This window comes from Variovorax sp. JS1663 (genome assembly GCF_002157355.1).
In the GTDB taxonomy this organism is placed as follows: domain Bacteria; phylum Pseudomonadota; class Gammaproteobacteria; order Burkholderiales; family Burkholderiaceae_C; genus Variovorax.
This window is the reverse complement of sequence record NZ_LYMK01000007.1, coordinates 62,665-76,723: the sequence shown is the minus strand read 5'-3', so window position 1 is coordinate 76,723 and position 14,059 is coordinate 62,665. Positions and strand designations below refer to the sequence as shown.

The 14,059-nt window shown below is 67.9% G+C and carries 12 protein-coding genes; all 12 read right to left on the bottom strand.

Features of this window, described 5'->3' with window-relative positions; genetic code table 11:
• Window positions 1-34: 34 nt before the first annotated feature.
• A complete protein-coding gene (locus A8M77_RS08420; RefSeq protein WP_086921104.1) occupies window positions 35-1,747 on the bottom strand; it encodes an acyl-CoA dehydrogenase family protein in 1,713 nt (570 codons plus the stop codon).
• Window positions 1,748-1,772: 25 nt separating this feature from the next.
• Complete coding sequence (locus A8M77_RS08415; RefSeq protein WP_086921103.1) at window positions 1,773-2,789, bottom strand: NADP-dependent oxidoreductase; 1,017 nt, start codon at window positions 2,787-2,789, stop codon at window positions 1,773-1,775.
• A gap of 9 nt (window positions 2,790-2,798) precedes the next feature.
• Window positions 2,799-3,260 carry a PaaI family thioesterase gene (locus A8M77_RS08410; RefSeq protein WP_086921102.1) on the bottom strand — a complete coding sequence of 154 codons (462 nt, stop codon included), beginning with the start codon at window positions 3,258-3,260 and terminating at the stop codon, window positions 2,799-2,801.
• A 1-nt stretch (window position 3,261) separates the two neighbouring features.
• Window positions 3,262-4,059, bottom strand: coding sequence for an SDR family oxidoreductase (locus tag A8M77_RS08405; protein WP_086921101.1), 798 nt, complete (start codon window positions 4,057-4,059; stop codon window positions 3,262-3,264).
• A gap of 25 nt (window positions 4,060-4,084) precedes the next feature.
• A complete protein-coding gene (locus A8M77_RS08400) occupies window positions 4,085-4,288 on the bottom strand; it encodes a hypothetical protein (protein WP_086921100.1) in 204 nt (67 codons plus the stop codon).
• Window positions 4,288-6,120, bottom strand: coding sequence for an acyl-CoA dehydrogenase (locus A8M77_RS08395; RefSeq protein ID WP_086921099.1), 1,833 nt, complete (start codon window positions 6,118-6,120; stop codon window positions 4,288-4,290). Before A8M77_RS08395 ends, A8M77_RS08400 begins: the two co-directional genes overlap by 1 nt.
• 17 nt (window positions 6,121-6,137) lie before the next feature.
• Window positions 6,138-7,313 (bottom strand): acetyl-CoA C-acyltransferase, encoded by a 1,176-nt coding sequence (locus A8M77_RS08390; RefSeq protein ID WP_086921098.1) that lies wholly within the window; start codon window positions 7,311-7,313, stop codon window positions 6,138-6,140.
• A gap of 32 nt (window positions 7,314-7,345) precedes the next feature.
• On the bottom strand, window positions 7,346-8,824 hold the full coding sequence (locus tag A8M77_RS08385; RefSeq protein ID WP_086921097.1) for a M20 family peptidase: 1,479 nt from the start codon (window positions 8,822-8,824) through the stop codon (window positions 7,346-7,348).
• An 18-nt stretch (window positions 8,825-8,842) separates the two neighbouring features.
• Entirely contained in the window at window positions 8,843-10,945 is a 2,103-nt protein-coding gene (locus A8M77_RS08380; RefSeq protein WP_086921096.1) for a 3-hydroxyacyl-CoA dehydrogenase NAD-binding domain-containing protein, read from the bottom strand.
• 189 nt (window positions 10,946-11,134) lie between these two features.
• Window positions 11,135-11,830, bottom strand: coding sequence for an ABC transporter ATP-binding protein (locus A8M77_RS08375; protein ID WP_086921095.1), 696 nt, complete (start codon window positions 11,828-11,830; stop codon window positions 11,135-11,137).
• Window positions 11,831-11,842: 12 nt separating this feature from the next.
• Window positions 11,843-12,613 (bottom strand): ABC transporter ATP-binding protein, encoded by a 771-nt coding sequence (locus A8M77_RS08370; RefSeq protein ID WP_086921094.1) that lies wholly within the window; start codon window positions 12,611-12,613, stop codon window positions 11,843-11,845.
• 82 nt (window positions 12,614-12,695) lie between these two features.
• A complete protein-coding gene (locus A8M77_RS08365) occupies window positions 12,696-14,057 on the bottom strand; it encodes a branched-chain amino acid ABC transporter permease (RefSeq protein ID WP_086921093.1) in 1,362 nt (453 codons plus the stop codon).
• Between the last annotated feature and the right edge of the window lie 2 nt (window positions 14,058-14,059).

Here is a 14,059-nt window from a genome sequence, read left to right as displayed (position 1 = left end):
CTCCTTGGGTATCGAGGCTTCTTGGCTACTTGCTTTATTGTGGGCACGCGCGCGCGATGATCGCGTCGAAATCGGTGCTGGCGCCCAGGGTGCCGAAAGCGTGGCCCCAGTCGCCGCCGAGGCGCGAGGCGCAGAAGGCATTCGACACCGCCGAAGGCGCGGTCCGCACCAGCAGCGCAGCCTGCACCGCGAGCGCCAGGTCCTGTGCGAGGCGGCGCGCCTCGACCTCGGTGGCCATGGCCTCGATGCGTCCGGGCAGCGCGTCGGCCAGGCGGTCGAGCGCGGCGTGGCTGCCACGCGCCGGCGCCAGCTCCTGCGCCAGCGCGGCGACGGCGTCCCCCTTGCGCGTGGCACGCAACAGGTCCAGCGCCATGATGTTGCCGGCGCCCTCCCAGATGGAATTGAGCGGCATCTCGCGGTAGACGCGCGCCATCACGCCCTCGCCGCCCTCCTCCACGTAGCCGTTGCCGCCGAGGCACTCCATCGCCTCCTGGGCGAGGTGGCTGCCGCGCTTGCAGATCCAGAACTTGGCAACCGGCGTGAGCAGGCGCGCCATCAGGCGCTCGTGCGCGTCTAGCGGGCGGTCGAAGGCGCGCGCCAGGCGGATGGCGAGCGCGGTGGCGGCCTCGCTCTCGAGCGCGATGTCGGCCAGCACGTTCTTCATCAGCGGCTGCTCGACCAGTGGCTTGCCGAAGGCCTGGCGCTGGTGCGTGTGGTGCAGCGCAAGGCTCAGGGCCTGGCGCATCAGGCCGCTGGTGCCCAGGGCGCAGTCGAGCCGGGTCATGGTGCCCATCTCGAGGATCTGCGGGATGCCGCGGCCCTCCTCGCCCACCAGCCAGGCACTGGCGCCGTGGAACTCGACCTCGGAGCTCGCGTTGGCCTTGTTGCCCAGCTTGTCCTTCAGGCGCTGGATGCGGATCGCATTGCGGCTGCCGTCTTCCAGCACGCGCGGCAGGAAGAAGCAGCTCAGGCCGGCGGGCGCCTGCGCCAGCACCAGGAAGGCGTCGCACATCGGCGCGGAGAAGAACCACTTGTGGCCGGTGATCTCGTAGCGCTCGCCCCAGGCGTCGCTGCCGGCGCGCACGGCGCGCGTCGTGTTGGCCCGCACGTCGGAGCCGCCCTGCTTCTCGGTCATGCCCATGCCCATGGTGAGGCCGGGCTTGTCGCGCCAGGGCTTCAGCTGCGGGTCGTACCAGAGGCTGGCGAGCTTGGGAGCCCAGTCGGCGAAGACGGCCGCATTGCCGCGCAGCGCGGGCGTGACGGCGTAGCTCATCGAGATCGGGCACAGGATCGAGGGCTCGAGCTCGGTGAAGAGCATGAAGCCGGCGGCGCGCTGGACGTGGGGGCTGCCCCCACCCCGGCCCTCTCCCAGCGGGGGAGGGAGCAAGGCATCGGTTCCCTCCCCCGCTGGGGGAGGGTTAGGGTGGGGGCTCCCCCACGGCGTGCCATGCAGCCCCGCGCCCACCGCCGCCTTCATCAACGCGTGGTAGCTCGGATGGAACTCCACCTCATCAATGCGCCGGCCAAAGCGGTCGTGCGTGTGCAGCACCGGCGCGTTCGTGTTGGCCAGCCGCGCATGCGCCTGCATCTCGGCCGAGCCGAGCACGCCGCCGAGGTGTTCCAGCGGCGCGAGCTGCAACTGCGGCGCGTTGAATTTCAGCGCATCGCGCAAGGCCCTGTTCGTCTCGAACAGGTTGTAGCCCGCCAGCGGCGTGGGCTGGTTGAAGACCTCGTGCGTCGCGTCCATCGCGGTCTCCCTGGCGCGCCGGCGCCTAGATCAGCTTGACCAGTTGCTTGCCGAAATTCTTGCCCTTGAGCAGGCCCAGGAATGCCTCCGGCGCCGCCTCGATGCCCTGCGCGACAGACTCGCGCGGCTTGAGCTTGCCGGTGCCGACCAACTGGCCCAGCTCGGCCAGCGCCTCGGGCCAGACGTCCATGTGCTCGCTGACGATGAAGCCTTCGAGCTTGATGCGGTTGACCAGCAGCAGCGCTGGATTGGCCAGCGGCAGCGGCTGGCCGTCGTAGCCCGCGATCATGCCGCACAGCGCAATGCGCGCGAAGGCGTTGGTGCGCGTCAGCGCCGCGTCGAAGATGTAGCCGCCGACGTTCTCGAAGTAGCCGTCGATGCCGCCGGGGCAGGCCTCCTTCAGCGCAGCGCTCATGCTCTTCGCGTCGGGATACTGCCGGTAGTCGATGCAGGCATCGAAGCCCAGTTCTTCCTTGACGTAGCGGCACTTGTCTGGACCGCCCGCGATGCCGACCACGCGGCAGCCGCGCGCCTTGGCCAGCGCGCCGAAGGCGCTGCCGACCGCGCCGCTGGCGGCCGTGACCACCAGGGTCTCGCCGGCCTTGGGCTGGATGATCTTCACCAGGCCGTACCAGGCCGTCACGCCGGGCATGCCGACTGCGCCGAGGTAGTGCGACAGCGGCACGTGGGTGGTGTCGACCTTCCGGAGCATGCCGGGCTGCGAGGCATCGACCACGCTGTACTCCTGCCAGCCGCCGAAGCCCACCACTTTGTCGCCCGCGGCGAACTTGGGATGGCGGCTCTCGACCACCTCGCCGGCGGTGCCGCCCTGCATCACCTGGCCCAGGGGCTGCGGCTGGGCGTAGCTCTTGGCATCGTTCATGCGGCCGCGCATGTACGGGTCCAGGCTCATGTAGTGGTGGCGCACCAGGACCTGGTTGTCCTGGAGCGCCGGCGTCTCGCTGCTGACCAGCTTGAAGTTGGAGGCGACGGCCTCGCCCTCGGGTCGGTTGTCGAGCAGTTGCTGGCGGTTGGTGGGCATGGGGGTCTCCTAATCGGTGGACGGCGGGCGCATCTCATTGGCGCTCGCCGGGCCGGTGGGCAGGCGCTTCTTCACGTACTTGAAGGTGCCGGTGGCATGGGCGCAGGCTCGATCCTGTGCATCGTAGATCGTCGCCTCGGTGAACGCGAGCGTGGCGGTGCGGTGCATGAGCCGGCCGCGCGCGCGCAGCGGACCGACCGACGGGTGCATGAAGCTGGTCTTCATCTCGATCGTGACGCAGCCAATTTCGGGTGTCTGGCTGCGCGCCGCTGCGGCCATGGTGATGTCGAGCAGCGTCATGCAGGCACCGCCGTGGGCCACGTCGAAAGTGTTGAGATGCTCGGGCTGTGGGGTGTACTCGATCTCGGATTCGCCGCCCTCGAACTTCGTGATCTTGAAGCCCAGGTGGCGAGCGAACGGGATCCGGCTCGTGAAGGAGCGGAGGTTGAGGTCGTCGGAATCGGAAGCCATGTCAGGCCGCGCCCAGAACGACGCTCACGCCGCCATCCACCGCCATCCACTGGCCGGTGATGTGCTTGCCCGCATCGCTGGCATAGAGCAGCGTGATGCCCTTGAGGTCCTCGTCGTCGCCCAGGCGTCCCAGGGGAGCCGCCGCGGCCATCTTTTCCTCGCCCAGCGACTTGATCAGCCCGGCCGCCATCTTGGTCATGAAGAAACCGGGGCAGATCGCGTTGACGTTGATGCCGTACCGGCCCCATTCGGCCGCCAGCGTGTGCGTGAAGCCGATCACCGCGCTCTTGGAGGTGTTGTAGGCCAGCGTCTGCATCTCGGGCGGGTTGCCGTTCAGCCCGGCGATGGAAGCGATGTTGATGATGCGCCCGCTCTTCTTGGGGATCATGTAGCCGCGCGCGACCTGCTGCGCCAGGATGAAGTAGCCGCGGACGTTGAGGTTCATCACCTTGTCCCAGGCCTCCACCGGGTGGTCCTCGGCCGGTGCGCCCCAGCTGGCGCCCGCGTTGTTGACCAGGATGTCGACCGCGCCCATGCGCGCCAGGGTCTCGTCGGCCAGGCGGCGGGTGTCCTCCTCCTTCGAGCAGTCGGCCGCGATCCAGCGTGCGTCGATGCCGGCGGACTGCAGCTCGGCGGCGGCCTGCTCCAGGTCCTCGGCCTTGCGCGAGCTCAGCATGATCTTCGCGCCGGCCTCGCCCAGCGCGTGGGCCATCTGCAGGCCGAGGCCGCGCGAGCCGCCGGTGACCAGCGCGGTCTTGCCGCTCAGGTCGAATAGTTCCTGGATGCTTCTTGCGCTCATGGACTTCTCCGTTGTCTTCGGGGTATCAGGGTTTGAGTTTGGAGCGGACGTAGATCAGCACGATGCCGACCGCGGCCAGCGCAGCGCCGGGAACGGCGACGGACCAGCCGACCGCCTCGTTCGCACGGCCGGTCGCAATGCCCAGGATGAGCAGGAACAGTCCGACGTAGATCAGGATCCACGTCCATTTCTCCAGCGCGGCATGGGGCTTCGCGGGGTCTTGGGTCATCAGAAGGCTTCCTCGGGCAAGGCTGCGCAGGTCGGATCGCGGCGCTCCACCACCTGGAGCCAGGCGTCGATCTTCGGCAGCTCGTAATGAAAGAAATAGTCGGCGGCGCCGACGCGCCCCATCGTAGCCGGCCGGGCCTTGGACACGTCGCCCTGCAGGGCGCGCTCGGCCACGTCGAGCCAGATCCAGGCCAGCACCAGGTGGCCGAAGGCCTGCATGTACGGCACCGCGTTGGCCAGGGCCTCCTGCGGGCTGCCCGTGGACCATGCGGCGCGCGTCGCACTCCCGACGCGCTGCAGAGCCTCGGCCAGCGCCTTGGCATGGGCGGCCAGCGAGGGCACGGCCACGGCGCGGGCCACGGTGCCGGTGATGCGCGCGGCCAGCAGCTGCAGCCCGCGGCCGTCCTCCATCAGCACCTTGCGGCCCAGCAGGTCGGCCGCCTGGATGCCGTGCGTGCCCTCGTGGATCATGTTCAGCCGGTTGTCGCGCCAGTACTGCTCCACCGGGAAGTCGCGCGTGTAGCCGTAGCCGCCGTGCACCTGGATGGCCAGCGAATTGGCCTCCAGGCACCACTCGCTGGGCCAGCTCTTGGCGATGGGCGTGAGCACCTCCAGCAGCAGGCGCGCGTCGTCGGCAGCCTGGGGTTCGCCGGTCTTCTGCTCGTCGACCAGGCGCGCGCAGTACAGCTCCAGCGCCAGCGCGCCCTCGCAGTACGACTTCTGTGCCAGCAGCATGCGGCGCACGTCGGCGTGCTCGATGATGCGCACCTGGGGCCTGGCCGCGTCCTTGCCGGCCGGTCCCGCGGGCCGGCCCTGTGGCCGGTTCTTCGCGTAGTCCAGCGAGGCGTAATAGCCCGCCATGCCCAGCATGGTGGCCGCGGTGCCGACGCCGATGCGCGCCTCGTTCATCATGTGGAACATGCAGTGCAGGCCCTTGCCGGGCGCGCCGACCAGGTAGCCCACCGCGCCGGCCTTCCCGTCCACGGGGAACTTGCCCTCGCCGAAATTCAGCAGCGTGTTGGTGGTGCCGCGCCAGCCGAGCTTGTGGTTGAGGCCCGCGAGCGCGACGTCGTTGCGCTGGCCGGTCAGGCGGCCTTCGGTGTCGACCAGCTTCTTCGGCACGATGAACAGCGAGATGCCGCGCGTACCGGGAACGAGCTTGCCGTTCTCGTCCGGGATCTTGGCCAGAACGATATGGACGATGTTCTCCGTCAGCTCGTGGTCGCCCGCCGAGATCCACATCTTGTTGCCGGTGAGTCGATAGCGCGGGCCCAGCGGATCGTCCTGGAAGTCCGGCCCGTCGGGCACGGCGCGCGTGGCCACATCGCTGAGGCTGGAGCCGGCCTGCGGCTCCGACAGGCACATGGTGCCCGCCCAGCGGCCGGAGAACTCGTTCTTCGCGAACACGTCCTGCTGCATGGTCGTGCCGTGCACCATCAGCAGGTTGGCATTGCCGCTGGTCAGCATGTTCGCCCCGATGCTGACCGAGGCCATGGCGAAGAAGCTGTTGGCGGCCGCCTGCAAGGTGTAGGGCAGCTGCATGCCGCCGATCTCGTAGTCCTGCGCCGCGCTCAGCATGCCCGATTCGACGAAGGCCTTGTGGGCCTCGTGCGTGGCCTGCGGCAGGATCACCTTCTCGCCGTCGAAATGCGGCTCCTGGGCGTCGACGATGCGGTTGTTCGGCGCGTACTTCTCGCGCGCGATGCGCTCGCAGGTGTCGAGCACCGCATCGAAGGTCTCGCGCGAATGGTCGGCGAAGCGCTCGCGCTGGTTGAGCGATTCGGCCTGGAGCCAGTCGTAGAGGAGGAAGTCGAGGGTGGGACGAAGGCTCATGGCTTTCGCTGTCCAGGTCAGAGAACCTCGAACACCCCCGCCGCGCCCATGCCGCCTCCGATGCACATGGTCACCACGACCTTCTTCGCGCCACGGCGCTTGCCTTCGATCAGCGCATGGCCGGTCAGGCGCTGGCCGCTCACGCCGTAGGGGTGGCCCACCGCGATGGCGCCGCCGTTGACGTTCAGGCGGTCGCCCGGGATGCCCAGCTTGTCGCGGCAGTAGATCACCTGCACCGCGAAGGCCTCGTTGAGCTCCCAGAGGTCGATGTCGTTCATCGTGAGCCCCAGACGCTTGAGGACCTTGGGAATGGCGAACACCGGGCCGATGCCCATCTCGTCGGGCTCGCAGCCGGCGACCGCGAAGCCGAGGAAGCGGCCCAGCGGCTTCAGGCCCTTCTTCTCCGCATAGGACTCCTCCACCACCACGCAGGCACCGCCGCCGTCGGAGAACTGGCTGGCATTGCCGGCCGAGATCAGGCCGCCGGGAATCGCCGGGCGGATGCCGCTGATGCCTTCCTTGGTGGTGCCGGCGCGGATGCCCTCGTCGTTCTCCACCGTCACTTCCTTGGTACGCAGGCCCATGACGGGATCGGCCACGCCGGCCAGCACGGTGATCGGCGCGATCTCGTCCTTGAACAGGCCCTTCTCCAGCGCCGCGGCGGCCCGCTGCTGGCTGGCAGCGCCGTATTCGTCCATGGCGTCGCGGCCGATGTCGTAGCGCTTGGCCACCTGCTCGGCGGTCTGCAGCATGTTCCAGTAGATCTCGGGCTTGTGCTTGACCAGCCAGGGGTCGGCCAGCATGTGCTTGTTCATCTCGTTCTGCACGCAGGAGATGCTCTCCACGCCGCCGGCCACGTAGACCTCGCCCTCGCCCGCCACGATGCGCTGCGCGGCGGTCGCGATGGTCTGCAGGCCGGAGGAGCAGAAGCGGTTGATGGTCATGCCCGAGGTGGTGATGGGCAGCCCGGCGCGCAGCGCGATCTGGCGCGCGATGTTGGCGCCGGTGGCGCCCTCGGGGTTGGCACAGCCCATGATGACGTCGTCGACCTGCGCGGGTTCGATGCCGGCGCGTGCCACCGCGTGTTGCACGGCATGGCCGCCCAGCGTGGCGCCATGCGTCATGTTGAAGGCGCCCTTCCAGCTCTTGGCGAGCGGCGTGCGGGCGGTGGAGACGATGACGGCGCGGGTCATGGTGAGGTCCTTTGCAACGGGAAAGAAGAAACTTACTGGGGCTGCGCGGTGTTGCGCAGCAGCTGGTGATAGAACTGGATCATCTCGACGTAGTTGGCGATCGAGATGCGCTCGTTGGTACCGTGGAAGCGCGGCAGCTCCTCCGGCTTGGCACGCACCGGCGAGAAGCGGTAGACCGCGTCGCTGATGATCGAGAAATGGCGCGAGTCGGTGGCCGCGATCATCAGGCCGGGCGCGACGACCGCCTCCGGAAAGACCTGTCGCACCGACTGGGCGATCGTGCGGTAGCCGAGGCTGTCGGTCGACGAGACCGGCGAGGGCTCGGAGTTGCCGGGGTAGGCCTTGATGGCGATCGCGTCGTTGGCCAGGGTCTTGCGCAGATGCGCTTCCGCCGAGGCCAGGCTGTCGCCCGGCAGCACGCGGAAGTTGACGGCAGCCTCGGCCCGGCCGGGCAGCACGTTGTCCTTGTTGCCGGCGCGCACGATGGTCAGCGCCGTGGTGGTGCGCAGCATCGCGTTGCTGCTGGCGCCCTTTTCGAGCTGTCCTTGCACCACGGGGCCGAAGAGCCACAGGTTGGACAGCGCGATGCGGTTGAAGCCGCTCATCTCCGGCGCCAGCGTGGCGAACATCTCGCCGGCCACGCCGCTGATCGCGGCCGGCATCGGGTCGGCTTCGAGGCGGGCGAGCGCGGCGCTCATGCTGCCGATCGCGGTGCGCGAGGGCGGCATGGACGAATGGCCGGGCGGCACGTCCAGCGACAGGAAGAAGGTGCCGTAGCCCTTCTCGGCCAGGCCGATCAGCGCGGCCGGCTTGTCCAGGCCCGGCAGCACGCCCTCGGTGACCAGCAGGCCCTCGTCGAGCACCCATTCGAGCTTCACGCCGCGCGACTTCAGCAGCTCGGCGATGGGCCTGGCACCCCGCAGGCCGCTGACCTCTTCATCGTCGCCCGCCACCAGGTAGATGGTCTGCCGCGGCTGGAAGCCCTGGGCCAGCAGCATCTCGACGGCTTCCATCTGCGCCAGCAGATTGCCTTTGTTGTCCCAGGCGCCGCGGCCCCAGATGAAGCCGTCCTTGATCTCGCCGCTGAAGGGGTCGACCTCCCAGGCCTTCTCGGTGCCGGGGGCGATCGGCACCACGTCCTGGTGGGCCATCAGCGCAATCGGCCTGGCGGACGGGTCGCTGCCGGTCCAGGTGTAGAGCAGCGCGTTGTCGCCGATCACCTCTTTCTTGAGCGTGGCGTGCAGCTTCGGGAACTGCTGGGCCAGGTAGGCGTGGAGCTTCTTGAATTCCTCGCCGTTCTGCTGCAGGCCCTCGAAGCTGGAGACAGTGCGGATCGGGATCGCGCCGGCGAGCCGCTGGGCGGCGGCGCGCTCGTCCACCGCCGCCTTCTGGATCGGCGGCATCTGGAGCTGCAGCGAAGGCCGGCGCCAGGTGTTGCCCGCGACCACCACGGCCAGCGCCACGAGCGCCGCCAGCAGCGCGAGCCCTGCTTGCACCAACCTCTTGATCACGACCGGTCCCCGCGGGCTTCAGCCGAACTGCTTGCCTTCGGCCACCAGCTTCTGGATCAGCGGCGCGGGCTGCCAGAAGGCCGCGTCGTCGCGCGGGTTCTTCGCGAAGCGCTTCATGGCCTCCGCCACGTTGTACAGGCCCACCTGGTTCGCGTAGTGCATCGGGCCGCCGCGCCAGATCGGGAAGCCGTAGCCAGTGAGGTAGACCATGTCGATGTCGCCCGACTTGGAGGCGATGCCGTCCTCGAGGATGTGGGCGCCTTCGTTGACCAGCGCATAGACCAGGCGCTGGACGATCTCGTCGTCGGAGATCTTGCGCGGGGTGATGCCCAGTTCCTTGCGGTGGTCCTCGATCATCTTGGTGACCAGCGCCGACGGGATCGCGTCGCGCTTGCCGGCCTGGTAGTCGTACCACCCTGCCCCGGTCTTCTGCCCGAAACGGCCCAACTCGCACAGCTTGTCGGCGGTGCGGCTGTACTTCATGTCGGGATACTCGACGGCACGGCGCTTGCGGATGGCCCAGCCGATGTCGTTGCCGGCCAGGTCTCCCATGCGGAACGGGCCCATGGCGAAGCCGAACTTCTCGATGGCCTTGTCCACCTGCTGCGGCGTGGCGCCTTCGTCCAGCAGGAAGCCGGCCTGGCGCGAATACTGCTCGATCATGCGGTTGCCGATGAAGCCGTCGCACACGCCCGAGACCACGGCCGTCTTCTTGATCTTCTTGGCGACGCTCATCACCGTGGCGAGCACGTCCTTGCCGGTCTTCGCGCCGCGCACCACTTCCAGCAGCTTCATCACGTTGGCCGGGCTGAAGAAGTGCATGCCGACCACGTCCTGCGGGCGCTTGGTGAAGGCGGCGATCTTGTCCACGTCCAGCGTGGAGGTGTTGGAGGCCAGGATGGCGCCGGGCTTGGCGACGCGGTCCAGTTCGCCGAACACCTTTTCCTTGACGCCGAGTTCCTCGAACACGGCCTCGATGATCAGGTCGGCGTCCTTCAGGTCGTCATAGGACAGCGTGGTCTTCAACAGCGCCATGCGCTGCTCGTACTTGTCGGCCTTGAGCTTGCCCTTCTTGACCTGCGCCTCGTAGTTCTTGCGGATGGTCGCGATGCCGCGGTCCAGCGCCTCCTGCTTCGTCTCGAGGATGGTGACCGGGATGCCGGCATTCAGGAAGTTCATGGTGATGCCGCCGCCCATGGTGCCGGCGCCGATCACGCCCACCGTCTTGATGGCGCGCTGCGGCGTGTCGTCCGCCACGTCGGGGATGCGCGAGGCGGCACGCTCGGCCATGAACAGGTGGCGCAGCGCGATCGACTCGGGCGTGAACATCAGGTTGGTGAAATGGCGCCGCTCCTCGGCCATGCCGTCGTCGAACTTGAGCTTGGTCGCCGCCTCGACGGCATCCACGCACTTCAGCGGCGCGGGGTAGTTCTTCGACATCGCGCCGACCGTGTTGCGCGCGAACTGGAAGTACGCATCGCCCTGCGGATGCTTGCACGGCAGGTTGCGCACCAGTGGCAGCTCGCCGTCCCTGGCGGCCACCGACCTGGCGAACTCGACCGCTTCATCGAACAGCGACTCCGGCGAGCCAGCCAGCTTGTCGAACAGCTTCTGGCCGGGCAGCGAGGCGAGCAGCTCGCTCTTGACGGCCTCGCCGCTCACGATCATGTTGAGCGCGGTCTCCACGCCCAGCACGCGCGGCAGGCGCTGCGTGCCACCGGCGCCGGGCAGCAGGCCCAGCTTGACCTCGGGCAGCGCGACGCTGGTGCCGGGGGCCGCCACGCGGTAGTGGCAGCCCAGGGCCAGTTCCAGGCCGCCGCCCATGCAGACCGAATGGATGGCCGCGACGACGGGCTTGGTCGAATGCTCCAGCGCCAGGATCACGCTCAGCAGGTTGGGATCCTGGATCGCCTTGGGCGTGCCGAACTCCTTGATGTCGGCGCCGCCGGAGAAGGCCTTGCCGGCGCCGGTGATCACGATCGCCTTGACGGCGGCGTCGTCCAGCGCCTTCGACAGGCCCTCGGTGATGCCGACGCGGGTCGAGTAGCCCAGGCCATTGACCGGGGGATTCGCCAGGGTGATCACGGCGACATCGCCGAGCACTTTGTATTCAGCCGTCATGCTGCGTTCCTTTGGGATGGGAGAGGATCGAAAAAGCGGATTCGGGACACCGGATTCGAGACGGGGAGCATGCACCTTGCGCTGCTGCACCGCATCTAAAAAGCACGGACGTTCTTTTTTTCGGGAATTCTAGGCCTTTGCCGCGACCTCGCAATGAAGTTCAGTCGCTGGCGAGACATTCACAACGCGTCAGACCTCGAGCCACTCCTTGCGGATGGTCGCATCCGCGCGCAGGCTGTCCGGCGTGCCGTCGAACACGATGCTGCCGTGGCCCATGACCAGCGCCCGGTCGGAGATCTGCATCGCGATGGTGAGCTTCTGCTCGATCAGCAGCACCGAGATGCCCTTGTCCTTGAGCGTGCGCAGGTACTGGCCGACCAGCTCGACGATCTTGGGCGCGAGGCCTTCCGTCGGCTCGTCGATGATGATCAGGTCCGGGTCGCCCATCAGCGTGCGGCACAGGGTCAGCATCTGTTGCTCGCCGCCGGAGAGAACGCCGGCCTCGGTGTGCTGGCGCTCCTTCAGGCGCGGGAACATGCCGTACATGTCGTCGAAGGACCACCGGCTGCCCTTGCCGCTGCCCTTCTGGCCGAGCAGCAGGTTCTGGTGCACGGTGAGCTTGGGGAACACGTCGCGGTTCTCGGGCACGTAGCCTAGCCCCAGGTGCGCGATCTCGTAGGCCTTGCGGCGCAGGATGTCCTGCCCCTTCCAGTGCAGGCCGCCCTCGGCGTGGACCAGGCCCATGATGGCCTTGGCCGTGGTGGAGCGCCCCGAGCCGTTGCGGCCCAGCAGCGCGACGATCTCGCCGGCGTTGACGCCGAATGAGACGCCGTGCAGCACGTGGCTCTTGCCGTAGTAGGCGTGGATGTCTTCGAGCTTGAGCATGTCAACCGATCCCTAGTGTCCTGCGCCCTGCGCGTCCGCGACCGACGAGCCGAGGTAGGCCTCCTGCACGCGCGCATTGGCCCGCACCGCGGCCGGGGTGTCGAAAGCGATCACTTCGCCATACACCACCACCGCGATCTTGTCCGCCAGGCCGAAGACCACGCCCATGTCGTGCTCCACGGTCAGCAGGGTCTTGCCTACCGTGACCTGCTTGATCAGCGCGATGAAGTGCGCGGTCTCGGTCTTGCTCATGCCGGCAGTAGGCTCGTCCAGCAGGATCACGCTGGCGCCGCCGGCGATGGTGATGCCGATCTCCAGCGCGCGCTGCTCGGCGTAGGTGAGGTTCACCGCCAGCACGTCGCGCTTCTTCTCCAGGCCCACCTGACGCAGCAGTTCCTCGGCACGCTCGTTGGCGTCGTCGAGGTTCGAGAGGAAACGCAGGAAGCTGTAGCGGTAGCCCAGGCTCCACAGCACCCCGCAGCGCAGGTTCTCGAACACGCTGAGCTTGGGGAAGATGTTGGTGATCTGGAAGCTGCGCGACAGCCCGAGCCGGTTGACCTCGAAGGGCTTCATGCCGTCGATGCGCTGGCCGTGCAGCAGCACCTCGCCGCTGGTGGGCGTCAGCCGCCCGCTGATCAGGTTGAACAGCGTGGACTTGCCGGCGCCGTTGGGGCCGATGATGGCGACGCGGTCGCCCGCCTCCACCGCCAGGTCGACGCCGCGGATGATCTCGGTCTTGCCGAAGTTCTTGCGCAGACCCTTCAATTCCAGTGCATGGGTCATAGGGCCCCCACGCTCGGCACTGCCGTGTCCTCGCTGCCCCCCGAGGGGGCGCGACCTTGCTTGAAGCGGTTCTGCGCTGCGGTCATGCCAGCTCCCTCCGCTTGATCTCGGCCTCGATCTCCTCCTGGGCCTTGCCCCAGACCCGCACGAAGCGCCGCCGGATGACTTCGACCAGGCCGACGCCGACGGCCAGCAGTGCCGCCGAGATCGCCCAGCTGGCGAAGCCCGAGGTGTCGAGCGTCACGCCGAAGAAGTTGAGCGAGGGCCCGAGGGCCGAGTTGAGCTGGATGTGATAGATCATCTCGATGACCGCCGCCGCGCCGACGATCAGCGGAATGGCCGCCAGCAAGAAGGCGCCGTACAGGCCCCAGAAGCGGTTGAACTTGCCGAACTTCGCCACCCGCAGGTTCATCATGATCAGGCTGGCGATGCCGCCGGGCGCGAACATCACCATGAACACGAAGACCAGGCCGAAGTAGAGCTGCCAGGCCTTCGAGAGCTCCGACAGCAGCACCGAGGCGAAGACCAGCAGCACCGCGCCGATGATCGGCCCGAAGAAGAAGGTCGCCCCGCCCAGGAAGGTGAACAGCAGGTAGCCGCCGGAGCGGATGGCGTTCAGGCTGTCGGCCGCGTTGACGATCTCGAAGTTGATCGCCGCCAGCCCGCCGCCGACGCCGGCGAAGAAGCCGGCGATGATGAAGGCGAAGTAGCGCACCCGCTGGGTGTTGTAGCCGATGAATTCGACCCGCTCCGGGTTGTCGCGCACCGCGTTGAGCATGCGGCCCAGCGGCGTGCCGGTGAAGGCGTACATCAGCGCGGTGCAGACGAAGCAGTAGACCGCGATCAGGTAGTACACCTGGATCTGCGGGCCGAAGTTGAGCCCCAGGAAGTTGCCGTAGACACGGTCGGTGGTCACCCCGCCTTCGCCGCCGAAGAAGGTGGGGAACATCAGCGACATGGCCGCCACCAGCTCGCCGATGCCCAGCGTGATCATCGCGAACGTGGTGCCCGACTTCTTGGTGGTGACGAAGCCGAACAGGATCGCGAAGAACATGCCGGCCAGCCCGCCGATCACCGGGATCAGCACCAGCGGGATCGGCCAGCCGCCCTTGCCTGCCAGGTTCATCGCGTGGATCGCGATGAAGGAGCCGAGCCCGGTGTAGACAGCGTGGCCGAAGCTCAGCATGCCGCCCTGGCCGAGCAGGATGTTGTAGCTCAGGCAGATGATGATGAGATAGCCGATCTGCGATGCCATGGTCAGCGCCAGGCTGCTGCGGAACACGAGCGGCGCCACGATCAGCGCCAACGCGAACAGGCTCCAGATCAGGTAGCGGCCGATGTTCCAGGGCTTGAAGCGGTAGTACTTCGTGGGGCGCGATGCGCCGGCCTGTGCCGGCGTGGCCGAGGCCTGGGCCTGCTGCAGGCTGTTGTGTGTCGTGCTCATGG